20 protein-coding genes and 1 tRNA gene are annotated in these 21,533 nt (G+C 76.9%); 11 read left to right on the forward strand and 10 right to left on the reverse strand.

The genetic code is table 11. The annotated features are described in order from the left end of the window. Positions 1–2 precede the first annotated feature (2 nt). The 3 genes from J3P29_RS05635 to J3P29_RS05645 all read right to left on the reverse strand — a co-directional run bounded on the left by J3P29_RS05635 (position 3) and on the right by J3P29_RS05645 (position 3,214). A complete protein-coding gene (locus J3P29_RS05635) occupies positions 3–467 on the reverse strand; it encodes a hypothetical protein (RefSeq protein WP_210492049.1) in 465 nt (154 codons plus the stop codon). Positions 468–537: 70 nt separating this feature from the next. Further along, on the reverse strand, positions 538–2,340 hold the full coding sequence (locus J3P29_RS05640) for an AMP-dependent synthetase/ligase (protein ID WP_210492050.1): 1,803 nt from the start codon (positions 2,338–2,340) through the stop codon (positions 538–540). A gap of 106 nt (positions 2,341–2,446) precedes the next feature. Beyond that, positions 2,447–3,214 (reverse strand): Nif3-like dinuclear metal center hexameric protein, encoded by a 768-nt coding sequence (locus tag J3P29_RS05645; RefSeq protein ID WP_210492051.1) that lies wholly within the window; start codon positions 3,212–3,214, stop codon positions 2,447–2,449. Positions 3,215–3,471: 257 nt separating this feature from the next. Here J3P29_RS05645 and J3P29_RS05650 point away from each other — a divergent pair, with 257 nt between their 5' ends. From J3P29_RS05650 to J3P29_RS05660, 3 genes are all read left to right on the forward strand, one after another. Then, a complete protein-coding gene (locus tag J3P29_RS05650) occupies positions 3,472–4,980 on the forward strand; it encodes a sigma-70 family RNA polymerase sigma factor (RefSeq protein ID WP_210492052.1) in 1,509 nt (502 codons plus the stop codon). Then, complete coding sequence (locus J3P29_RS05655) at positions 4,970–5,266, forward strand: hypothetical protein (RefSeq protein WP_210492053.1); 297 nt, start codon at positions 4,970–4,972, stop codon at positions 5,264–5,266. Before J3P29_RS05650 ends, J3P29_RS05655 begins: the two co-directional genes overlap by 11 nt. Positions 5,267–5,317: 51 nt before the next feature. After that, positions 5,318–5,391, forward strand: a tRNA-Pro gene (locus J3P29_RS05660). Between the two features lie 95 nt (positions 5,392–5,486). Here J3P29_RS05660 and J3P29_RS05665 read toward each other — a convergent pair. Continuing rightward, entirely contained in the window at positions 5,487–6,677 is a 1,191-nt protein-coding gene (locus J3P29_RS05665; protein WP_210492054.1) for a trypsin-like peptidase domain-containing protein, read from the reverse strand. A gap of 206 nt (positions 6,678–6,883) precedes the next feature. Between J3P29_RS05665 and J3P29_RS05670 the strand changes: the two genes are divergently transcribed. Continuing rightward, positions 6,884–8,380: an AlkA N-terminal domain-containing protein gene (locus J3P29_RS05670; RefSeq protein WP_210492055.1), complete on the forward strand. Its 1,497-nt coding sequence runs from the start codon at positions 6,884–6,886 to the stop codon at positions 8,378–8,380. Then, positions 8,377–8,961 (forward strand): methylated-DNA--[protein]-cysteine S-methyltransferase, encoded by a 585-nt coding sequence (locus J3P29_RS05675; protein WP_210492056.1) that lies wholly within the window; start codon positions 8,377–8,379, stop codon positions 8,959–8,961. The genes J3P29_RS05670 and J3P29_RS05675 overlap by 4 nt, the downstream gene beginning before the upstream one ends. Before the next feature lie 25 nt (positions 8,962–8,986). Here the strand turns inward: J3P29_RS05675 and J3P29_RS05680 are convergent, their stop codons facing one another. Next, positions 8,987–11,056: a nicotinate phosphoribosyltransferase gene (locus J3P29_RS05680; protein WP_282599911.1), complete on the reverse strand. Its 2,070-nt coding sequence runs from the start codon at positions 11,054–11,056 to the stop codon at positions 8,987–8,989. Between J3P29_RS05680 and J3P29_RS05685 the strand changes: the two genes are divergently transcribed. Continuing rightward, the gene (locus tag J3P29_RS05685) at positions 11,048–12,097 is read left to right on the forward strand and encodes a TerC family protein (RefSeq protein WP_210492058.1); all 1,050 of its coding nucleotides are present in this window, start codon (positions 11,048–11,050) and stop codon (positions 12,095–12,097) included. The genes J3P29_RS05680 and J3P29_RS05685 overlap by 9 nt on opposite strands. A 52-nt stretch (positions 12,098–12,149) precedes the next feature. Here the strand turns inward: J3P29_RS05685 and J3P29_RS05690 are convergent, their stop codons facing one another. After that, complete coding sequence (locus tag J3P29_RS05690; protein WP_210492059.1) at positions 12,150–12,752, reverse strand: TetR/AcrR family transcriptional regulator; 603 nt, start codon at positions 12,750–12,752, stop codon at positions 12,150–12,152. Positions 12,753–12,889: 137 nt separating this feature from the next. Between J3P29_RS05690 and J3P29_RS05695 the strand changes: the two genes are divergently transcribed. The 4 genes from J3P29_RS05695 (at position 12,890) to J3P29_RS05710 (ending at position 16,633) form a co-directional block, all read left to right on the forward strand. Beyond that, positions 12,890–13,603, forward strand: a complete 714-nt coding sequence (locus tag J3P29_RS05695; RefSeq protein WP_210492060.1) for an SDR family NAD(P)-dependent oxidoreductase — start codon at positions 12,890–12,892, stop codon at positions 13,601–13,603. Between the two features lie 23 nt (positions 13,604–13,626). Beyond that, positions 13,627–14,457 carry an MBL fold metallo-hydrolase gene (locus tag J3P29_RS05700; protein ID WP_210492061.1) on the forward strand — a complete coding sequence of 277 codons (831 nt, stop codon included), beginning with the start codon at positions 13,627–13,629 and terminating at the stop codon, positions 14,455–14,457. Positions 14,458–14,611: 154 nt separating this feature from the next. Beyond that, positions 14,612–15,799: a beta-ketothiolase BktB gene (gene bktB / locus J3P29_RS05705; RefSeq protein WP_210492062.1), complete on the forward strand. Its 1,188-nt coding sequence runs from the start codon at positions 14,612–14,614 to the stop codon at positions 15,797–15,799. 171 nt (positions 15,800–15,970) lie between these two features. Then, the gene (locus J3P29_RS05710) at positions 15,971–16,633 is read left to right on the forward strand and encodes an SCP2 sterol-binding domain-containing protein (protein WP_210492063.1); all 663 of its coding nucleotides are present in this window, start codon (positions 15,971–15,973) and stop codon (positions 16,631–16,633) included. Positions 16,634–16,720: 87 nt separating this feature from the next. On the opposite strand, the gene J3P29_RS05715 is transcribed toward J3P29_RS05710, so the two are convergent. The 4 genes from J3P29_RS05715 to J3P29_RS05730 form a co-directional block, all read right to left on the reverse strand. Further along, on the reverse strand, positions 16,721–17,392 hold the full coding sequence (locus J3P29_RS05715) for an NUDIX hydrolase (protein ID WP_210492064.1): 672 nt from the start codon (positions 17,390–17,392) through the stop codon (positions 16,721–16,723). Beyond that, a complete protein-coding gene (locus J3P29_RS05720) occupies positions 17,389–17,940 on the reverse strand; it encodes a hypothetical protein (RefSeq protein ID WP_210492065.1) in 552 nt (183 codons plus the stop codon). The genes J3P29_RS05715 and J3P29_RS05720 overlap by 4 nt, the downstream gene beginning before the upstream one ends. A gap of 33 nt (positions 17,941–17,973) precedes the next feature. After that, on the reverse strand, positions 17,974–19,389 hold the full coding sequence (locus J3P29_RS05725; RefSeq protein WP_349239770.1) for an MFS transporter: 1,416 nt from the start codon (positions 19,387–19,389) through the stop codon (positions 17,974–17,976). A gap of 111 nt (positions 19,390–19,500) precedes the next feature. Continuing rightward, the gene (locus tag J3P29_RS05730; RefSeq protein WP_210492067.1) at positions 19,501–20,097 is read right to left on the reverse strand and encodes a TetR/AcrR family transcriptional regulator; all 597 of its coding nucleotides are present in this window, start codon (positions 20,095–20,097) and stop codon (positions 19,501–19,503) included. Positions 20,098–20,190: 93 nt separating this feature from the next. Between J3P29_RS05730 and J3P29_RS05735 the strand changes: the two genes are divergently transcribed. After that, on the forward strand, positions 20,191–21,501 hold the full coding sequence (locus J3P29_RS05735; RefSeq protein ID WP_210492068.1) for a mannosyltransferase family protein: 1,311 nt from the start codon (positions 20,191–20,193) through the stop codon (positions 21,499–21,501). Positions 21,502–21,533: the final 32 nt, after the last annotated feature.

Genomic DNA, 21,533 nt, shown 5'->3' on the forward strand with positions numbered 1-21,533 from the left:
GGCTAGACGCTCATGCCGGTCGGCTGCGCCCCGCCGAGCAGGAAGAACCAGACCGCGAAGATCGGCACGGCGACGAACGTGGCGAGCGCGAAGACGCGGCCCAGGACCCCGGCGCGCTGGTCGACGCCCGCGGCGCGGCGGACGAGGATCCACGCCGAGTCCAGCCGGCGCAGCAGCACGAGCGCGCCGAAGACGAAGGCCAGGACGAGCGCGAAGGCGACGAGGATCCACAGGCCCACGTTGTTCGACGCGACCTGCGAGGCGATCCACATCGCCGCGACGGGCAGCGGGCCCCAGACCGCGGCGGTCAGGAGCGCCATGAGCGCCAGCATCAGGACCGCGAGGACCTGGTCGACCACCAGGCGGGCGCGCGAGCCGCGCTGCGGCAGCCGGCCGTAGCGGATCGGCGCGGTGCCGGGACGGCGGCCGACGAAGAGGCCGCCGTTGTCGGTGGGGTCCGTGCGCACGCCCCGAAGCGTACCCCGCACAGCCCCGCCGGCGTGCGGGACGGCACACGGCGCGCCGTCCCGCCGCCGCTCAGGCGTCGTACAGCGCGTCGAAGCGGTCGGCGAAGCGCTCGTTCACGACGTTGCGCTTGACCTTCAGCGTCGGGGTCAGCTCGCCGGTCTCCTGCGACAGGTCGCGGTCGAGGATCAGCACCTTCTTCACCTGCTCCACCGGCGCCAGGCGCGCGTTCGCGGCGTCGACCTCGGCCTGCACGAGCGCCACGACGTCGGGGTGCCGGGACAGCTCGGAGACGCTCGTCGGCAGCCCGCGGGCCTGTGCCCAGGGCACGATCGTCTCGGGGTCGAGCGTGACGAGCACGACGGGGTAGGGCCGCCGGTCGCCGTGCATCACCGCCTGGCTGATCCAGGGCGAGCGCTTCAGGTCGTTCTCGAGGTTGGCCGGCGTCAGGTTCTTGCCGCCCGCGGTGATGATGATGTCCTTCTTGCGGCCGACGATCGACACGTACCCGTCGTCGTCGATCGTCGCCAGGTCGCCCGTGTGCAGCCAGCCGTCGGTGATGGCGCCGAACGAGGCGTCCTCCATCTTGTAGTAGCCCTGGAAGATGTGGCCGCCGCGCAGGAGCAGCTCGCCGTCCTCGGCCACCTTCGCCTCGACGCCCGGCAGCGGGCGGCCGACGGTGCCGAAGCGGTGGTCCTCGACGGTGTTGACCATGCTGCCGGTCGACGTCTCCGTCATGCCGTAGCCCTCCATGACGGGCACGCCGCAGCCGTAGAAGAAGCGCAGGATCTCGGGGGCGATCGGCGCGGCGCCGGTGATCGCGCGGTTCAGGCGGCCGCCGAAGAGCGCGCGGACGTTGGCGAACAGCGCCTCCTCGGCCCGGGCGAACGGCTCCTGCAGCTCCGCCGGCACCGGCTCGCCGCGGGCCTGCAGGTCGCGCACGCGCTCGCCGAGCGCGGCGGCGGCGATCATCCGCTCCTGCTCCTCGCGCGGCTTCGAGCCGACGGCGAGCGTGTAGATCTTCTCGAAGATGCGCGGCACGGACGGCATCACCGTCGGCTGCACCTGCGTGAGCTCCTGGACGATCTTGGCCGGGTCGCCGCCCCAGTAGGCCGTCGTGGCGCCCGCGTCCGTCGCGCACAGCACGAAGAGCAGCGCGAAGGCGTGCGCGAGGGGCAGGAACAGGTACAGGACGGCGCCGTCCTCCATCGGCGCCAGCTCGCCGCTCACTCCCACGATCCAGCGGTAGTTGCCGTGCGAGAGGACGCAGCCCTTCGGCGGCCCGGTCGTCCCCGACGTGTACATGAAGACGTACGGGTCCTCGGGGCGCACCGCCTCGGCGCGGGCGCGCAGCTCGGCCGCGTCCCGGTCGGCGCCCCGGGCGTGCAGGTCGGCGAGCGAGATCGCGCCCTCGGCCTCGCCGTCGAGCAGGACGATCCACTCGAGCGCCGGCAGGCGCTCGCGCACCGCCAGGATCTTCTCCACCTGCCCCGCGTCCTCGCAGACGACCCCGCGCGACTCCGAGTTGCCGACGACCCACTCGCACTCCTCCGCCGAGTTCGTCGGGTAGACGGAGACGTGGACGGCGCCGGTGGCGACGATGCCGAGGTGGGCGATGGTCCACTCCGGGCGGGTCGTGCCGATCACCGCGATGCGGTCGCCCGCCGCGACGCCCAGGGCCAGCAGCCCCAGCCCGAAGGCCGTGGCCCGCTCCTGCTGCTCGCGGAACGTGACGTCCCGCCAGTCGCCCTCGGACGCCTGGTAGCGGGCGGCGACGTGGTCCCCGTACGCCTCGCCGGCGCGGAACGCCAGGTCGGCGATCGTCGTGCCCGCCGCGGACCGCTCGGCCCCGGTCGTCGTGCTGGTCGTGCTCATCGGCCCTCTCCCGTGGTCGGCGGGTCGCCGCGCGCTCGGCGGGGCGACCCCTCGGGGCGAGCCTAGATCGTGCGGCGCCGCTCGCGGGACGGATGTGCGGCGCGGCTCAAATCGGGTTGCCGGTGTCCACGAACTCGTGGCGGATCCCGAACCGCGCGGCCAGCCGGTCGCCGAGGGCGCGGACGCCGCGGGTCTCCGTGGCGTGGTGGCCCGCGCAGATCGCGTGCACGCCGTGCTCGGCGGCGAGGCCGCGCGTCTGCTCGCGCGGCTCGCCCGTCAGCAGCCCGTCGAGTCCGTCGGCCGCCGCGGCGGGCACCAGACCGGCCGCGGCGCCCGAGACGATCGCCAGCCGGCGCACCGGGTCGGGGCCGCCGGGGAAGTGATGCAGCTCCTGGCCCGTCGTCGCCCGGACGCGGCGCAGCAGCTCGTCGACGGGCAGCGGCTCGTCCCAGGAGGCGACGACGCCGATGGCGGGGGATCCGGACGCCGCCCACGGCGCGGCGGTCGCGCCGAGCGCGTCGGCGAGCAGCCGGTTGTTGCCCACCTCGGCGTGGCCGTCGAGCGCCAGGTGGTACGCCGCGAGCGCGATGCCGCCGGACAGCAGCACGCGCAGGCGGCCGGCCATCACGGGGTCCAGCGCGCGCGGGTCGCCGTCCCAGAACAGCCCGTGGTGGACCAGGACGAGGTCGGCGCCGCGGCCGGCCGCAGCCTCGAGCGCCTGGCGGTCGGCGCTCACGGCGGTGACGACGGTGCGGACCTCGGCCTCGCGGCCGCCGGGGGGCGGCACCTGCAGGCCGTTCGGGCCGTAGTCCTTGAAGGCCTCGGGCCGGAGCAGGGCGTCGAGGTCGGAGAGGAGATCGCCGAGGCGGGCCATCGCGGCATCCTGCCAGAGCCGTGCCGGCGGCCCCCGCGCGGGCCCGGGTGGACATTCGTCCCCTCGGATGTCCGCCCGCGTGACACGCCCCGGGGGCCGCTCTATGATCGCGCGCACCGAGGGCGGCCCCCGTCCCCGGTGCGGTCCGCGCCCCCCGGACGACCATGCCCTCCGCCGTATCGTCACGCACGAACGAGCCGGACCGCGAGCCCCGACGCCGGGCCGCGCCCCCGGCTCCCCGCCCCGACGCCGCCCTGGTGGCGTCCGCCGCCCGGGGCGACGCCGCCGCGTTCGAGGAGCTGTTCCGTCGCCATCGGGCCGGGGTGCACGCGTACGCGCTGCGGATGCTGCAGGACCACGGGCGGGCCGAGGACGTCGTGCAGGAGGTCTTCGTCGCCGCGATGCGGGCCATCCGCGACGGCCGGCAGCCCGAGCACGTGCGCGCGTGGCTGCAGGAGGTCGCGCGCCGGGCGTGCATCGACCAGTGGCGCGGGGTCACCCGCCGCGGCGAGGTCAGCCTGGACGCGCCGGAGCGGCTCATGACCGGCGACGCCGAGCGCCTGGCGGACGACGACAGCGTCCTGCGCGCCGCCGAGGGCCACGCCGCGCTGCGCACCCTGCGCACCGCCCTCGACGACCTGCCGCCCATGCAGCGCGCGGTGCTGGTGCAGCGCGAGCTCGAGGGCCGCTCGACCGGCGAGATCGCCCGACGGCTGGACATCACGCCGGACGCCGTGGAGGGCCAGCTGACGCGCGCCCGCCGCGGGCTGGCGGCGGCGTACCGCGAGCTCGAGAGCGGCGAGCGGTGCCTGTCGGTGCGCCGGATCTGCGACGCGTCGGTCCGCGGGGCGATCGCCGCCCGCGATCGCCGCCGGGCCGTCGCGCACCTCCGCGGCTGCGAGAGCTGCCGGCGGCACGCGCGGTCCGTCGGCGTCGAGCCGCGGATGATCGATCCCACGCCGCTCGCCGCCAAGCTCGCCTTCCTGCTGCCGCTGCCGCTCCTGCGTCGCGGGCCCGTCGACGCCCTGCTCGGGCAGGACCCGGCCGCGCACCTCGTCTCGGCCAAGGTCGTCGTCGGTGCCGCCGTGCTGGCCGCGGGCGGCGGCGGGGTGCTGGCCGGCCGCACCGTGCCGCCCGGGCCGGGGGCCGGGGCCGACCGGCCGGCGGCCGTCGCCGCGGGCCCCGGCGCCCGCGACGCCCACGTCGGTGAGCGCGGCGGCGTTCCCGTCCTGCGTCGGCGCGCCGACGGGACGCTCGCGCCCGCCTCGCCCGCCGCCGGCCACGCCGGCGCGGCCGGCACCGTCGTGCGCGCCGCCCGGAGGACCGCGACCGTCAGCGCCACCGACGCGGGCGTCGGGCCCGGTGTCGGCACCGCGCCGGCTCCCGCCCCGGCGGCCGGCGCCGCGCCGCTCCCCGCGCCACCGGCGGCGCTGGGCGACGGCGACCGCGCCCCGGTCCCGGCGTCCGCGCCGCCGGTCGTCGCGCCGGCGCTGACGGCGCCGGCCGAGGCCACCGCGCCGGAGACCGCGCCCGCCCCGGCGCCGGCCGCCCCGGCGCCCGCCACGCACTCGCCGGCCGCGGTCCCGCCGGCGGCCGCGGTTCCCCCGGTGGCCCCGGCCCCGCCGCCCCCGGCCCCGGCGTCCGCCCCGCCGACCACGCTCCCCGGGGAGCCGGCCGAGGCCCCGAACGCCGGCGGCGCCGCCGCGCCGACCGACCCCGCGCCTGCGCCTGCGCCCGCCGAGGGGAGCGTCGACGGTGCCGGCTGAGCGCGACGGGCTCGTCGACGTCGCGTCGCACTCCACGCTCTACGCGATCGGGGCCTACTTCTGCGACCGCCACCCCGAGCTCGTCGACGACGTGCTCGCCGACGCGGACGCGATCGAGCGCCGGGGTCTGCGGCCCTGGGCCACCGCCGAGGACGTCGCCGTGCAGGACGCGTTCGAGACGCTCGTCACGGGCCTGGCGATCCGGTTCTACACCGCGCTGGCGGGCGAGCCGGTGGCCGGCGAGGGCGTCGCCGGGCCGGTGCCCGGGGCCCCGCCGGCGGGGTGACGCGGGCAGCCGCCGCCGGCGCGCGGTTCCTGTCATACTCCTCCATCGCGTCGGGGCGTGGCGCAGCCTGGTAGCGCGCGCCGTTCGGGTCGGCGAGGTCCCCAGTTCGAATCTGGGCGCCCCGACTGCAACACACGAAGGCCCGCTCTCCTCGGAGAGCGGGCCTTCGTCCTTCCCGGGGCGGTCCCCCGGGCGCGGCCGGCCTCCCACCGGCGGCGGTCTAGGGCAGGACGGGGACGCCGCGCTGCTGCCCCTGCGTGCCCCCCTGCGGGGCGTCCTGCGCGGACGAGCGGGTGGCTGCGGCCGCGTCAGGCCGGGTCCCCAGCGTCACCGTCGCGGTCCGCGTCCGCCCGTCCCGGCGGTACGTCACGCGCACCTCGTCGCCGGGCCGGTGCGCGTCGACCGCGACGCCCAGGCCCTCGGCGCCCGTGACGGCGGCGTCGCCGACCTTCGTGACGACGTCTCCGGCCCGCAGGCCCGCGTCGGCGGCCGGCCCGCCGGCGGCGACGGTGGCGACCGTCGCGCCGCCTCCGCTCGTCCCGTCGGACGTGCCCACGCCCAGGTAGGCGTGCTTCGCCGTGCCCGTCGCGCGCAGCTGCTGGATCACGCGCGTGACGGTGTCGGACGGCACCGCGAAGCCGACGCCCGTGTTGCCGCCCTCGCTCCCGTCGGCCGACGAGCCGGACGTCGCGATCTGCGAGTTGACGCCGATGACGTGGCCCTGGCCGTCCAGGAGCGGGCCGCCCGAGTTGCCGGGGTTGAGCGCCGCGTCCGTCTGCAGCACGCCGTTGATCGCGTAGCCGTTCGGCGAGGTGATGCTGCGGTGCAGAGCCGAGACGACGCCGGTCGTCAGCGTGCGGTCCAGCCCGTAGGGGTTGCCGATCGCGTACGTCGCGTCGCCGACCTGCACGTCGGAGGAGTCGGCGAGCGTCAGCGGCTTCAGCGCCGTGCGCGGCGTGACCTTCAGCAGCGCCAGGTCGGTCGAGCGATCGACGCCGACGATCTTCGCGCGCTGGCTCGCGCCGTCGCCCACCTTCACCGTCACGGCCGTGGCGCCGTCGATCACGTGCGCGTTCGTGACGAGGTAGCCGTCCGCCGAGACGACGAAGCCCGACCCCGTCGCCTCGCCGCCCGACGCGCCGCCGGTCCCGGAGGTCCCGTCCGCGGCCCCGCCGAGCTCCGACGTCACGTACCCGACGGAGTCCTTGCTCTGCCGGTAGATCGCGCTGGGCGTGAGCGCGCGGCTCGTCGCCGCCACCGTCTCGTTCGTCGCGCCGCCCGGCACGGTGCGGACGACCGTCCGCGTGCCGCCGTCGCCGCCCGAGAGCTCCGACGCGACGACCGCGCCGCCGGTCCCGCCGGCGAGCGCCGCGGTGCAGAGGAGGGCGAGGGACCGGGAGGGCGTCGTCATGCTCTCCACGGTGACGCGCGTCGCTGACCCGGCCCCTAGGCGACGCGAAGAGGTTCCGCAACGGTCGCGAAGGCGGGTCCCAAGGCGACCGAAGAGCCACCGAAGACGCGCCGCGAAGCGACGGGAGGGGGACGGGCCGACCCGGCACCGCCGCGTCCGATTCCCGCTAGCCGGTCGCCGGTCGCCCTGCCACCATCGGTCGGGCGATGCCGCTCGCCCCGCCCACCGATCCGCGCTTCGACGAGCGCTACGCCGCCGTCGCCTCGCGCGACACGCGCTTCGACGGGCGCTTCTACACCGGCGTCCTGTCGACCGGCATCTACTGCCGCCCGTCGTGCCCGGCGCGCACCCCGCTGCGGCGCAACGTCCGCTTCTTCCCGACCGCCGCCGCGGCGCAGGCCGCCGGCCTGCGCGCCTGCCTGCGCTGCCGACCTGAGATCGCGCCGGGCGCGCCCGCCTGGGACCACGGCGCGGACGTCGCCGCCCGGGCCGTGCGGCTCATCGCCGACGGCATCGTCGACCGCGGCGGCGTGCCGGCGCTCGCCGCCCGCCTGGGCTACTCGGAGCGGCAGCTCCACCGGCTGCTCGTCGCCGAGCTGGGCGCCGGGCCGCTGCAGCTGGCGCGGGCGCAGCGGGCGCGCACGGCCGCGCTGCTCATCGAGGGCGGGACGAGCAGCTTCACCGACGTCGCGTTCGCCGCCGGGTTCGGCAGCCTGCGGCAGTTCAACGACACGATCCGCGAGACGTTCGGGCGCACCCCGACGGACCTGCGGGCGCGGGCGGCCGCCGGCGCGGCGGCGCCGGGCACCGTGACGCTGCGGCTGGCCCGCCGCGAGCCGTTCGCGGGCGCCGAGCTGCTCGGCTTCCTCGGCCGCCGCGTCGTCCCCGGACTGGAGGCCGTGGTGGACGGCGCGTTCGTGCGCACCCTCGACCTGCCGCGCGGGCCCGGCGTCTGCGCGCTGCGGCCCGACGAGGACGGCGCCGTCGGCTGCACGCTGCGGCTCGCCGACCTGCGCGACCTCTCCGCCGCCGTCGCCCGCTGCCGCCGCCTGCTCGACCTGGACGCCGACCCGGTGGCCGTCGACGCGCGGCTGGCGGCGGACCCGGCGCTCGCGCCGTCCGTCGCCGCCGTCCCCGGGCGGCGCGTGCCCGGTGCCGCGGACGGCTTCGAGCTCGCCGTCCGCGCGGTCGTCGGCCAGCAGATCTCCGTCGCCGGCGCCCGCACGATCCTCGGCCGCCTGGTCGCCGAGCACGGCGTCCCGGTCCCGGCCGGCCTGCTGCCCGTCGGCGCGCCGCCGCTCGCGTGCTTCCCGCGTGCCGCCGTCGTCGCGGGGCTGCCGGACGCGGCGCTGCCGATGCCGCGGGCGCGCGCCGCGGCGCTGCGCGGGCTGGCCGCCGCCGTGGCCGACGGCGTCCTCGACCTGGACGGCGGACGCGCCACCGACGACGTGCGCGCCGACCTGCTCGCCCTGCGCGGCGTCGGCCCGTGGACCGCCGAGTACGTCGCGATGCGCGCGCTCGGCGACCCCGACGCCTTCCCGGCCACCGACCTGGGCGTCCGTCAGGGCGCCGCCGCGCTCGGGCTGCCCGACGACGCCCGCGCGCTGACCGCCCACGCCGCGGCGTGGGCGCCCTGGCGCGCCTACGCCGCCCGCCACCTGTGGGCGGCCGCCGCCCCGCCGACCCAAGGACGATCCGCATGACCACGGTCCTCTACCGCGCCGACCTCGACACCCCGGTCGGCCCGTTCCTGCTGCTGACCGACGCCGACGGCGCCGTGCGCGCCAGCGGCTTCACGGCCGACCTGGCCGAGGTGCTCGCGCTCCTGCCGCGCGCCGGCACGGGGGCCGAGGTGCGCCCCGCCGCCGACGCGCCGGACGACGACCCGACCGCGCCGGCCCTCGACGCGCTGCGGCGCTTCTTCGCCGGGGACCTGACCGCGCTCGACGGCGTCCCCGTCCGGCAGGACGCCGACCCCGAGCGCCCGGTCGCGCGGATGCGCGTGCGGCTGCGCGCCGTCGGCCCGGGGGAGACCCGCACGTACGCCGGACTGGCCGCCGACGCCGGCCTGCCGCGCGCGCCCCGCGCCGCCGGGCAGGCGTGCTCGCGCAACGCCGTCGCCCCGTTCGTGCCGTGCCACCGGGTGCTCAGCACGAGCGGCGGGCTGGGCGGCTACCGGTGGGGGCTGCCGGTCAAGCGGGCGCTGCTCGACCACGAACGCGCCCACGCCGCGGGCGCCGACGGTCCGCGGCCGCTGCCGCTCGAGGTCCCGGTGGCGGGCTGACCGCCGCGTCGCCGCGCCGTGCGCCTCAGTGGGCGCGCGGCTGGGGCGCGACCGTCAGCGTCGCGCCGGCGTCCCGCAGCTCGCGGAGCGTGCGCTCGCCGTCGCCGGGCTCCACGTCGACCGCCGCGACGGCGTCCGTCACGACCTCGACCGCCAGGCCGCCCTGCAGCGCGTCGAGCGCGGTCGCCCGCACGCAGTAGTCCGTGGCCAGCCCGCACACGACGACGCGCTCGACGTCCGTGTCGCGCAGCCGCTCGAGCAGGTCGGTGCCGTCGAACGCGGAGTAGGCCTCCAGGTCCGCGTCCGTGCCCTTGTCGAGCACCGTGGCGCCGTCGAGCGGCAGGCCGGGGTGGATCTCGGCGCCCGTCGTGTTCGCCACGCAGTGCACCGGCCACGGCCCGCCGCGCGCGCCGAAGGAGACGTGGTCGCGGGGGTGCCAGTCGCGCGAGGCGTAGACGGCCGCGCCGCCCTCGCGCGCCGCCCCGAGCAGCCGCGCGATCGGCTCGAGCACGCGGTCGCCGCCCGGCACGCCGAGCGCCCCGCCGGGCAGGAAGTCGTGCTGCACGTCGACCACGAGCAGCGCGTCGTGCGTGCCGAGCGTGGCCGGGGCGGACAGGCGGTGGCGCAGCTCGAGCAGCTGCGCGGAGCGGCACGGGGCGGCGACGCGGTCGTCGCGCTCCAGGACGTCCAGCTCGGCGGCGGCGTGGGCGCGCGCGGCGGTCAGGTCGACGGCGCCGTCCACGGCCCGGCCGCGGACGATCACGGGGCGCAGCAGCGGCACGCCCGGCACCGCCTCGTGCGCCAGGTGGATCTCGTGGAGCAGCCCGCGCCGGGCGCTGTGGCGGCGCGTGACCTGGTGGACGCCCGGATCGGTCTCCTTGCCCGGCGAGCGCTTCATCACGGCGCGCCGCGCGGGATCGGCGGCGTCGTGCTGGGCGGAGAGCTTGTAGACGCCGCCGAGCGGGTCGCCGCGGCGCAGGCGCGTGCCGACGGCGAACGCGTCGGCCGGCGCGCCGTCCGCCACGAGCGTGCGGATCACGTCGGCGTCGAGGTCGCCCGAGAGCATGATCTCGGCGTGGCCCAGGCCGGCGTCGTCGAGCAGCGCGCGGGCGCGGCGGGCGTTCGCGGCCAGGTCGCCGGAGTCGATGCGGATGCCGCGCAGCGGCACGCCCGTGGCCTTCGCGGCCGCGATCGCCCGCTCGACCCCGCGGCCGACGTCGTACGTGTCGACGAGCAGCGACGTGCCCTGCGGCCGGTCGCGCAGCGCCTGCTCGAACGCCGCCTGCTCGCCCGCCTCGCCGAACGCCATCACCGCGTGGTGGGCCATCGTGCCGACGGAGGGGATCCCGTAGCGCAGCGACGCCTCGGGCAGCGCGGTCCCGGCCAGGCCGGCGATCCAGGCGGCGCGCGCGGTCGGCAGGCCCGCCTCGGGGCCGTCCAGGCGGCGCAGCGAGAAGTCGTAGGCGGGGCGGCCGGCGGCGGCGCGGACCACCTCTGCGGCGGTCGTCGCGATCCGCGTGCCGTAGTTGAGGGCCGCCAGCAGCGCGGGCTCGACGAGCGTCGCCTCCACCCGCGGCGCGGTGACGCGCAGCATCGGCACGCCGGCGGGGACCACGGTGCCCTCGGGCAGCGCCCACACGGTGCCGGTGAAGCGCAGCTCCGCCAGCCGCGCGAGCAGCTGCGCCGACACGCGTCCGTCCTCGCGCAGCCACGCCAGCTCCTCCTCGGTGGCGCGCAGGGCCAGCAGCCCCTCGACGACCTCGGCGACGCCGGCGACCATCACCCAGGACCGCCCCTCGGGCAGGCGGCGGATCGTCGCCTCGAACGACACGAGGTCGTCCTGCCCGTGCCGGACGAAGGAGTCCGCCATGGTGAGGGTGTACAAGTCGGTTCGGAGAACGCTCACGGGGAAGAGGGGGGACAGGCGGGCGCGTAGACGCTCGTTCGCTACGCTACCCCGCGCAGAGGGGCAGTATCCCGCAAGCGGCGTCTCCGTCAGTACGGCCTCGAACGGCCCGGAGCGTCGGCCCTCCGGGTGGGAGAGACCTTCGGCGCCCTGTCCGACCCTGGTCCGGAGCCCTTCTCCATGCCCCATGCCCTGCTCGCCGCGTCGTCGGCGGCACCCCAGTCCGGCAACACGCACCCCATCTGGGTGTGGCTCGCCTTCACCGCGTTCATCCTCGCGATGCTCGTGCTCGACCTCGTCGTGCACGCCAAGAGCGAGGGGACGCCCGAGAACCCGCACGTCCCGTCGTTCCGGTCGAGCGTGATCTGGAGCGTCTTCTGGACGCTCCTGGCGCTGGCCTTCACGCTCGTGCTCATCCCGTGGATGGGCGGCCGGCACGCCAGCGAGTACATCACCGGCTACGTGATCGAGCGGTCGCTGTCGCTCGACAACCTGTTCGTCTTCACGATCCTCTTCTCGTTCTTCGCGGTGCCGATCGCGTCGCAGCGGAAGGTCCTCTTCTACGGGATCATCGGCGCGATCGTGCTGCGCGCGATCTTCATCCTCGTCGGCGGCGCGCTGCTCGAGACGTTCCACTGGATGATCTACGTCTTCGGCGTCTTCCTCGTCATCACGGGCATCCGCATGGCGACGCACGACGACGAGGAGGTCGACCCCGAGAGCAACCCGGTGCTCAAGGCCCTCCGCAAGGTCGTGCCGATGTCCGACCGCTACGACGGCGCGAAGATCTTCACGAAGGAGAACGGCAAGCGGATCGCCACGCCGATGTTCGCCGCGCTCGCGATGGTCGCCACGTTCGACGTCGTCTTCGCGATCGACTCGATCCCGGCGATCTTCGCGGTCACGCGCGACACGTTCATCGTCTTCGCCGCCAACGCCTTCGCGCTGCTCGGCCTGACGTCGCTGTTCTTCCTCGTCGCCGGCCTGCTCGAGCGCTTCCACTACCTGAACTACGGCCTGGCGTTCATCCTCACGTTCGTCGGCGTGAAGATGCTGCTCACGGACGTCTGGCACATGCCGATCTGGATCTCGCTCGTCGTCATCGTCGGCACGCTCCTGATCGCGGCGTGGGCGTCGAAGCGCTGGCCCAAGGACGAGGACCCGTCGGACTCCTCGCCGCCGTCCACCCCGGGGCCGACGGCCTCGCCGGGGCCGGTGGCCGGGGCCTGAGCCGCGCGCGCGAGGACGGCGACCGCGCGCCGCGGTCGCCGCGCCGGACCCGTCAGGAGAGCACGGGCGGCGGCGCCGGGAGGGCGTGCGCGCCGTCGGGCCGCAGGCCGTCGAAGAGGATCGCGAGGTAGCGCCGCCAGAGGTCCTCGGGCGGGTCTGGGTGGTTCTCCACCACGTGCACGGGCGCGCAGAGCAGCAGGAAGACGTCTCCCTCCGTGACGTCGGCCCGGATCGCGCCCGCCGTCCGGGCACGGTCGACGAGGGCGCCGATCGCGGCGTGCAGCTCGTCCCCGACGTCCCGCACCTGGGGGTCGTCGGCGCTCACGGACAGCAGGAACGTCAGGTCGCGCTGGCGCCGCGCGTCCGCGGCGTGCGTCATGAAGGCCAGCAGGTCGGCGCCGGCGTCCGACCCGCCGTGGAGCTCGCGGGCGACGGCGGCGAGCGTCGCGAGGCGCTCGCGCACGACCGCGGCGATCAGCGCCTCCTTCGTCGCGAAGTGGCGGAAGACCGTGCCCTTGGCCACGCCGGCGCGTCGCGCGATGTCGGCGACGGAGGCCTCGAGGCCCCGCTCGACGAACTCGTCCTCGGCGGCGGCCAGGAGCAGCGCGCGGTTCCGCGCGGCGTCGGCGCGAAGGGGGCGGGTCGACGACGACACGGACCGACCGTACCAAGTCGACCCTGCGGTCACGTTGACGCGCACGAAGGTGACCAGCCGGTCACCTTCGCTATGCTGCGCAGGCAACGTGACCGGTTGGTCACCTTATCGATCCCGCTTCCCCCGAAGGAGCACCCATGAACCTCGACGGCAGCACCGCCCTCGTCACCGGCGCCAACCGCGGCCTCGGCCGCCACTTCGCCGAGCAGCTCCGGCAGCGCGGCGCGAAGGTCTACGCCGCCGCCCGCCGCCCCGAGCTCGTCGACCTCCCCGGCGTCGAGGCGGTGCGCCTCGACATCACCGACGAGGCGTCCGTCGCGGAGGCCGCGGCGCTCGCCGGCGACGTCGACCTGCTGGTCAACAACGCGGCCTCGACCGCGGGCGGCAACCTGATCACCGGCGAGATGGACGCCATCCGCGACGTCATGGACTCGAACTACTGGGGGACGCTGGCGATGATCCGCGCGTTCGCGCCGGTCCTGGCCCGCAACGGCGGCGGCGCGATCCTCAACGTCCTCTCGGCGGTCGCCTGGACGACGATCGACGGCAACACCGCCTACGCCGCCGCGAAGTCCGCCGCGTGGGGGCTGACGAACGCCGCCCGCGTCGAGCTCGCCGGCCAGGGCACCCACGTGGCCGCGCTGGTGCCCGGCCCGACGGCCACCGAGACCATGCTCGCGTTCGCCGAGAGCGCGGGCGTGGCCCTGGCGCCGGACGCGGCGAACGACCCCGCCGACCTCGTGCGGCTGGCGCTCGACGGGCTGCAGGCGGGAGAGATCGAGATCCTGGACCGCTACGGGCGCGAGGCGAAGGCGGCCCTGGCCGGGCCCCCGCGCGCGTTCGTGCTGTAGCGGCCGGGCGCTAGGGTCGCCCGATGGCCGACGCCGCCGACGCCGCGCTCCGCTCCCGGGGCATCGCCCTGCTGCGGGCGGACAACCCCGGCCCCAAGACGCTCGAGGGGACGAACACCTGGGTCGTCGCGGCGGAGGACGGCGCCTGGGTCGTCGACCCCGGGCCCGACCTGGCGCCGCACCTGGACGCCGTCGCCGCGGCCGCGGACGCGCGCGGCGGGCTTCGAGGCGTCGCGCTGACGCACCGCCACGACGACCACGCCGACGGCGTCCGGGGCCTGCTGGAGCGCGCCGGGGCCGTGCCCGTCGCGACCAGCACGGGCTGGCTGCCGGACCGCGCGCCGGCCGGGACGACGGCGCTGACCGTCGGCGACGGCGACGCGGCGGGCCCGTTCGGGGTCATGGCGACCCCCGGGCACGCGGCCGACCACGTCGCCTTCCTCGCGGGCGACGCCGCGTTCGTCGGCGACTTCGTCCTCGGCCGCGGCAGCGTGCTGCTCGTGCCGCACGAGCGGGCGCTGGCCCGCTACCTCGACGCGCTGCGGACCCTGCGCGACCGCGCCCCCGCGCTGCTGCTGCCGGGGCACGGGCCGGTCGTGACGGACCCGGTCGCGAAGCTCGACGAGTACGTCGCCCACCGCCTGGACCGCGAGCGCGCCCTCGTCGCGGCGCTCGACGCCGGCGCGCGCACCGCGGACGAGCTGCTCGACGCCGTGTGGGGCGACGAGGCCCCCGGCATCCTGCGCCTGGCGGCCGCCGTCACGCTGCGCGCGCACCTGGACAAGCTCGACGAGGAGGGCCGCCTGCCCGCCGGCGTCGAGCGGCAGGAGTTCGGCGACTTCGACGGGCTGTAGACGCCCCTCCGGCCGCCTGGCGAGACGCCGCCGGTCGGCACCGCGCCACGGTCCGACCGTCGGTAGCCTCCGCGCCCTGGCCCCGCGGACGCCGTCCGTGGAGGCCGTCACGGTGCGGTCCCGCCGCACGCCCAGACCCACGCAGGAGCCAGACATGACCGGTGTCGTCATCGCCTCCGCCGCTCGCACCGCGATCGGCAGCTACGGCAAGTCCCTCAAGGACGTCCCCGCGACCCAGCTCGGCGCGACCGCCGCCCAGGCCGCCATCGAGCGCGCCGGGCTGCAGCCCGAGCAGATCGAGCACGTCGTCATCGGCAACGTCATCCACTCCTCGACGGACGACATGTACATGGCGCGCGTCGTCGGCATCACCGCCGGCATCCCGCAGGAGACGCCCGCCCTGACCGTCAACCGCCTGTGCGGGTCCGGCGTGCAGTCGATCGTCACCGCGACGATGCACATCCAGACGGGCGACGTGGACGTCGCCCTCGCCGGCGGCGCCGAGTCGATGTCGCAGGCGCCGTACTGGATCCCGGACGCCCGCTGGGGCGCCCGCATGGGCCCCAGCAAGCTCGTCGACCCCGTCGTCGGCGGCCTGACGGACCCCTTCCGCAAGATCCACATGGGCGTGACGGCCGAGAACCTGTCGACGCGCGACACGATCTCGCGCGAGGACCAGGACGCCTTCGCGCTGCGCTCGCACCAGAAGGCCGCCGCCGCGCGCGCCGAGGGCCGCTTCGCCGAGCAGATCGTCCCCGTCACGATCAAGACGCGCAAGGGCGAGGTCGTCTTCGACCAGGACGAGCACATCCGCGAGGACATCTCGCTGGAGGCGCTGGCGAAGCTGAAGCCCGCCTTCAAGCGCGAGGACGGCACCGTCACCGCCGGCAACGCGTCGGGCCTGAACGACGCCGGCGCCGCCGTCGTCCTGCTGTCCGAGGCGAAGGCCGCCGAGCTGGGCGTCCCCGTCCGGGCGAAGATCCTGGGCTACGCCGTCACCGGCGTCGACCCGAACATCATGGGCATCGGCCCCGTCACCGCCATCCGCAAGGTCCTCGACCGCACCGGCGTGAAGCTCGAGGACGTCGGCGTCATCGAGCTGAACGAGGCGTTCGCCGCCCAGTCCCTCGCCGTCACGCGCGAGCTCGGCCTGGCCGACGACGACCCGCGCGTCAACCCGAACGGCGGCGCGATCGCCCTCGGGCACCCGATCGGCGCGTCCGGCACCGTCATCACGGCGAAGGCCCTGGCCGAGATGGAGCGGGCCGGCGAGCGCTACGGCCTGATCTCGCTCTGCATCGGCGGCGGGCAGGGCATCGCGCTCCTCGTCGAGCGCGCGTAGGCCCGGGCGGGGGTCCTCCGGGTACGGCCCTGCCCGCCTCCGGAGATCGCCGGGCGGGCGCGTGTTCCCTCCTCGTCGAGCGCGCGTAGGCCCGGGCGACGGCGACGCGCGGGGCCGACGGCCCCGCGCGTCCGTTAGGGTCTGCTCGTCCGTCCTCCGAAGGTTTCCCCTGTGCTCTTCACCACCGCAGACGACGTCCACGACACCCTCGGGCGGCTCCTCCAGGAGCTGACCGTCGACCCCGAGATGGGCGCCCGCGTGTCGCTGCTGGACGCGGTCGTGCAGGTGCGCGTGCGCAAGCCCGACACCACGCTGACGGTCGTCGCCCCGGGCAACGACCAGGCGCAGGCGTACGCGGGCAGGACGCCCGACGGCACGCCGAAGGCCGACGTCGTGCTGACGATGGACGCCGACGTCGCCCACGCCCTGTGGATCGGCAAGCAGAACGTCGCCATCGGCATCGCCCGCGGCAGCGTCCAGACGAAGGGCGACACCCGCAAGATCGTCGACCTGCTCAACCTGACCGGCGAGATCGCCCCGCGCTACGAGGCGCTCCTGCGTGCCGCCGGCCGCCAGGACCTGATCGACGCGGACCCGTTCGCGCCCGCGGCCGACGCCGCGCCCGCCGCGGACGACGCCCCCGCCGAGGACGAGGCCGTGCCGCCGGCCCAGGACGACGCCGACGCGGCGCAGGCCGCCGAGCCCGCGCCCGCCGGCGACGGCGAGGGCGCCGACCCGGCCGCCGAGGGCACCGCGGCGGAGGGCCCCGACGCGGCCGAGGGCACCGACCCCGACATCACGCCGACCGAGGCGCCCGAGGAGCCCACCGCCTGAGGGCGGCTCCAGCCCTGCGTGCGACGGCCGCCCCTCGGGGCGGCCGTCGTCGTTCCGGGCCGGGCGACGCGGCGCCCGCCCCGGGCGTCAGGCGTCCGTCGTGCCGGGCCGTGCGGCGTCCGGTGCCGCCTCGCCCGGCGCGATCTCGCCCGAGCGGAACCGGCGCAGCTGGCCGTCCGGGCCCGGGATCGCCAGGACCGGCTCGTCGCCCGAGGCGTCGAGCACCGGCGTGACCGGCTCCGGCCGGCGGTCGGCGCAGTCGCCCAGCGCCGCGGCCACCGTGGACCAGGCGGTCAGGGCCTCGAGCTGCCGCAGCGTGGGGAAGGCGAGCACCGCGGTGCCGGCCTCGGCGTCCGCCAGCAGCGCGCGGGGCGTCGCCCAGCGGCTGTCGACGATCTCCTCGCCGTCGATCTCCACCGGCGCGTCGTGGGGCAGCCCGGCGAGGAAGAACGCGGTGTCGAAGCGCATCGGCAGCGCCTCCGGCGTCACCCAGCGGTCGAACGGGACGAGCGCGTCGGCGTCGACGCGGACGCCGACCTCCTCGCGGGCCTCGCGGGCCGCGGCCGCGCGCCACCCCGTCTCGCCCGGGCCGTCGCCCGGCTCGACGCGGCCGCCGGGGAAGACCCAGAAGCCGCCCATGAACCGCGCACGCCGCGTGCGCTGGCCGACGAGCACCTCCAGGCCGTCCGCGCCGTCGCGCAGGGCGATCACGGCCGCGGCCATGCGGGGCGCGACGGGCGGGGTGGGAGCGTCGGTCACGGTCGCCGTCCTTCCGGGGTGGGGGGCGCGAAGGCGCCGTAGTCGATCCGCCAGCGGCCGTCGACGCGCCGCAGGGGCAGCGGCGCGTGCGCGTCGACCGTCAGGGTGGCCTGGTCGCCCGCGATCACCACGCGCGCCCGCCGCAGCGCGGCGACGTCGGCCGTGGTCGGGCCCTGCGAGGCGTTCGCCAGGTGCCGCAGCAGCCCGGCGCAGTCGCCCGCGGGGCCGCCGCCGGCCCGCAGGAGCGCGTCGACGCCCACGGCGACGGCGCAGGCCGCCTCGTCGTCGTGGTCGCGCAGCGCGATCGCGTACGTGCGGGCCGCCGCGACCACCGCGCCGGCCCGCGCGCCCGTCGCGGGGCGCCCGCCCGCCGCGTAGCGGCCGAGCCGCGCCACCGGGTCGTCCTGCGCGACCGTCGGCGTGGTGCCGGCGGTCGCGGGAGGCGCGGCGGCCGCGGACGTCGTGGACGGCACGTCCCCGCCGCACCCGGCCGTCGCGAGCGCCGCGGCGGCGACCAGGACGGGGAGCAGGGGGCGGGCGGCGGGCATCGGGGGCGGGGCGCGGACGCGCGTCCGCCCAGCCTAGTCCAGCGCCGGGGCGAGCGGCAGGGGCTCGGGCGACGCGCCGCCGGGGCGGGCGCGTCCGGGGGCCAGGAGCCCGACGAGCGCCCCGACGGCGAGGACGGCGGCGCCGACCGGGATCGCGTCCGTCAGGCCCGCGTTGTAGGCCGCGGGCGACGCGTACGACCCCGACCCGGCGAAGACGGTGGCCAGCACCGCGATGCCGAACACGCCGCCGACCTCGCGGATCATGCTGCTCGCGCCCGACGCCTTGCCGGCCAGCGCGGCCGGCGCGGCGGCCAGGACGGCCCCGGTCACCGGGGCGATGACGAGGCCCATCCCGACGCCCGCGAGCACGAACGGCGGGACGAGCTCGCCGTACGGCACGTCGACGGCGGTGATCCGCGACAGCCAGAACAGGCCGACGGCCTGCAGCGCCATGCCGGCGACGAGCAGCGGCCGCGCCCCGATCCGGTCGGCCAGGATCCCGGCGATCGGGGCGGCGACGACCGGCATCCCCGTCCACGGCAGCGTGCGCAGGCCCGCTTCGAGCGGCCCCATCCCCTGCACGACCTGGAAGAACTGGTTGAGCAGGAAGATCGAGCCGAACATCCCGAAGAACATCGCGAAGAGCAGCAGGTTCGTCGCCGAGAACGGCGCGGAGCGGAACAGCCGCAGCGGCAGCATCGGCCCGGTGCTGCGGCGCTCCCACGCCACGAAGAGGGCCAGGACGACGACGCCCGCGGCGATCGGGCCGAGCACCTCGCCGCTGCCCCAGCCCGCCTGCTGGCTGTGGATGATCCCGTAGGTCAGGCCGAGCAGCCCGAGCGACGAGAGGACGGTGCCCACGCGGTCCAGGGGCGTCTCGCGGCCGCGCTCGCCGTAGGACTCGCGCACGTTGCGCAGGACGAGCGGGACGAGCGCCAGGCCGACGGGCACGTGGAGCCAGAAGATCCACGACCAGTGCCCGGCCTCGACGATCGCGCCGCCGACGGCCGGGCCGAGCGCGACGCCGAGCCCGGACACGGCGCCCCACAGGCCGATCGCCGGTCCGCGCCGGTCCGCGGGGACGGCGTCGGCGATGATCGCCAGCGTCAGGGGCGTGACGATCGCCGCGCCGATGCCCTGCAGCGCGCGGCCCGCCACGAGCAGGCCGACGCTCGGGCTCAGCGCGCAGACGACGCTCGCGCCCGTGAAGAGCGCCAGGCCGACCAGGAACGTCCGGCGCCGGCCGAACCGGTCGCCGACCGCGGCCCCGGTCAGCAGGAAGACGGCGAAGGCGAGCGTGTAGGCGTTGACCGTCCACTCGAGCGACTGGAGGCTGCCGCCGAGGTCGGCGCGGATCGACGGCAGGGCGATGCCGACGACGAGGTTGTCGAGCGACGTCATGAAGACCGCGACGGCGACGATCGCGACGACGCGGAACGGGTGGGCCACGGGGGGCCGATCGGACATGGTGGGGCTCCGGGATGACGGGGTGGTGGGGCGGGCTCGCCGCGTGGCGCGCAGGCACCGGGCGGGCGGGGCGAGGGGACGGGGAGGACGGGGTCAGGGGCCGGCGTCGCCTCCGCGGCCGCCGTCGGCGTCGTCCGCGCACTCCGACGCGATGGCCCCGGTCAGCACGCGGGCCCAGTCCTCGTCGACGCCCTGCAGGTCGAGTGCGACGGTGACGTTGAGCAGCATGCCCTGGGCGAAGAAGGCGTTGACGGCTTCGGGCGGGGCGCCGGTCTCGCGCGTCACGAGGGCGACGAGATCGCGGAACGAGTCCCGCATCGCCTCGCGGATCTGCGGGTGGGTCGGCGACGCCGCGTGCGCGTGGAGCTGCCCGAGGATGACCTCGCGCTCCTCGAGCAGCCCGACGTACGCGCCGCCCATCGCCGCGGCGACGTCCTCGCCGCGGGCGCGCGCCGCGGCCGCCGCGTCGGCGAAGCGCTCGTGGATCAGGCGGTTGCAGCGCTGCACGATCGCGACGGCCAGGTCCTCCTTCGAGGGGAAGAGCCGGAAGAGGTAGGCGTGCGAGATGCCGGCGGCCTTCGCGATCTCGAGCGTCGGCGTCGCCTCGAAGCCGGCCTGGGCCACGAGCGGCGCGGCCGCCTCGATGACGGCGGCGCGGCGCTCCTCGGCGGACATGCGGACGGGGGACACGGAAGTGAGTGTGCACTCACTTCCTTCCCGTGTCAAGGGCGGGCCGGGCGAAGCGCGCCGCACGCGGACCGGCGGCCCGCGATCCTTCGGGGCGTGAGCGACTCCCTCGCGCAGACGGGCGCGCGCGGCCCGCGGGGCGCGTTCGCCGAGGCCCTCGGCCCCGCGTGGACGGGCGCGCTGCGCGAGGCCGTCCGGGCCTTCGCCCTGTCGCGGCTGGTCGTCTGGGCGGCCGGGCTGCTCGCCCTGCTGCTGCTGGGCTGGGCCGACTCGCGCGGCGCCCGCCTCGATCCGCTGTGGGCGTGCCGGCCGACCGGCAGCGGGCCCGTCGACGTCCTCGTCGCCCCCGGCTGCCGGTGGGACTCCACCTGGTACCTGAAGATCGCGGGGCAGGGCTACTCGGTGACGGAGCCGGCGCGGTCGGCGTTCTTCCCGCTCTACCCGCTGCTCGTGAACGTCGTCTCGGCGCCGCTCGGCGGTGCCCTCGTGCCCGCGGGGCTCCTCGTCTCGTGGGCGTGCGCGCTGGGGTTCCTGACCGGCCTGCACCGCGTGGTGGCCGCCGCCCGCGACGCCGCGACCGCCACGACGGTCGTGCGCGTGGCCGCGTACGTGCCGCCGGCGATCTTCCTGTCGGCGATCTACACCGAGTCGCTGTTCCTGCTGCTGTCGTTCGCGGCGCTCGTGGCGGCGCGGCGGGACCGCTGGGCGCTCGCCGGGCTGCTCGCGGCCGTGGCGGCGTCGTGCCGCAGCATCGGCATCCTGCTGGTCGTTCCGCTCGCGGTGGAGTACCTGTGGGGGCGCCGCACGGGCGGCGCGCGCGCCGTGACGCGGTGGTGGCGGCCGCGGCACCGCCTGCGGCCCGACGTGCTGTGGATCGGCCTCGTGCCGCTCGGGTTCCTCGCCTACGCCGCGTTCCTGGGCATCGCGACGGGCGACCCCGCTGGCGCCGTCCGCGCCCAGGGGGACTGGGAGCGGACGTTCCTCACCCCGATCGGCGGCCTGGGGGCGGGGGCGTACGTCATCGTCGGCCGCGCCGGCGACCTGCTCGGGCTCTGGTACATGGCGCCGCTCGCCCCCGGCCAGGTGCCCGGGCTGGCGCTCGCCCGCGACGTCGTGCTGCTCGTCATGGTCGGCGTGACGATCGCCGCGCTGTGGTGGGCGCGGCGGCGGATGCCGATCGCGTGGGTCGCCTGGGGCGTGGTCTCGCTCTGCTATCCGCTCTCGGTGCCGTCGATGCAGCAGCCGCTCATGTCGATGCCGCGGTTCATCCTCGCCGCCTTCCCGCTCCTGGTCGCCCTCGGGCTGTGGGCGCACGAGGGGCGGCGGATGCGCTGGGTGGCGCCGACGCTGCTCGTCCTGCAGGCGCTGTGGTCCGTGCTGTTCGTGTCGTGGACCTGGGCCGCCTGAGTCGCGGACGGCGCCGGCTGCCCCGCCGGGCG

Origin of the sequence: Patulibacter sp. SYSU D01012, from assembly GCF_017916475.1 — a bacterium.
Lineage (GTDB): Bacteria > Actinomycetota > Thermoleophilia > Solirubrobacterales > Solirubrobacteraceae > Patulibacter.

Coding starts and splice junctions, on each gene's coding strand:
- J3P29_RS05665 (WP_210492054.1), bottom strand. CDS start 6,677: ATGACGACGCCCTCCCGGTCCCTCGCCCTCCTCTGCACCGCGGCGCTC.
- J3P29_RS05695 (WP_210492060.1), top strand. CDS start 12,890: ATGAACCTCGACGGCAGCACCGCCCTCGTCACCGGCGCCAACCGCGGC.
- J3P29_RS05685 (WP_210492058.1), top strand. CDS start 11,048: ATGCCCCATGCCCTGCTCGCCGCGTCGTCGGCGGCACCCCAGTCCGGC.
- J3P29_RS05700 (WP_210492061.1), top strand. CDS start 13,627: ATGGCCGACGCCGCCGACGCCGCGCTCCGCTCCCGGGGCATCGCCCTG.
- J3P29_RS05645 (WP_210492051.1), bottom strand. CDS start 3,214: ATGGCCCGCCTCGGCGATCTCCTCTCCGACCTCGACGCCCTGCTCCGG.
- J3P29_RS05680 (WP_282599911.1), bottom strand. CDS start 11,056: ATGGGGCATGGAGAAGGGCTCCGGACCAGGGTCGGACAGGGCGCCGAA.
- J3P29_RS05675 (WP_210492056.1), top strand. CDS start 8,377: ATGACCACGGTCCTCTACCGCGCCGACCTCGACACCCCGGTCGGCCCG.
- J3P29_RS05640 (WP_210492050.1), bottom strand. CDS start 2,340: ATGAGCACGACCAGCACGACGACCGGGGCCGAGCGGTCCGCGGCGGGC.
- J3P29_RS05670 (WP_210492055.1), top strand. CDS start 6,884: ATGCCGCTCGCCCCGCCCACCGATCCGCGCTTCGACGAGCGCTACGCC.
- J3P29_RS05720 (WP_210492065.1), bottom strand. CDS start 17,940: ATGCCCGCCGCCCGCCCCCTGCTCCCCGTCCTGGTCGCCGCCGCGGCG.
- bktB (WP_210492062.1), top strand. CDS start 14,612: ATGACCGGTGTCGTCATCGCCTCCGCCGCTCGCACCGCGATCGGCAGC.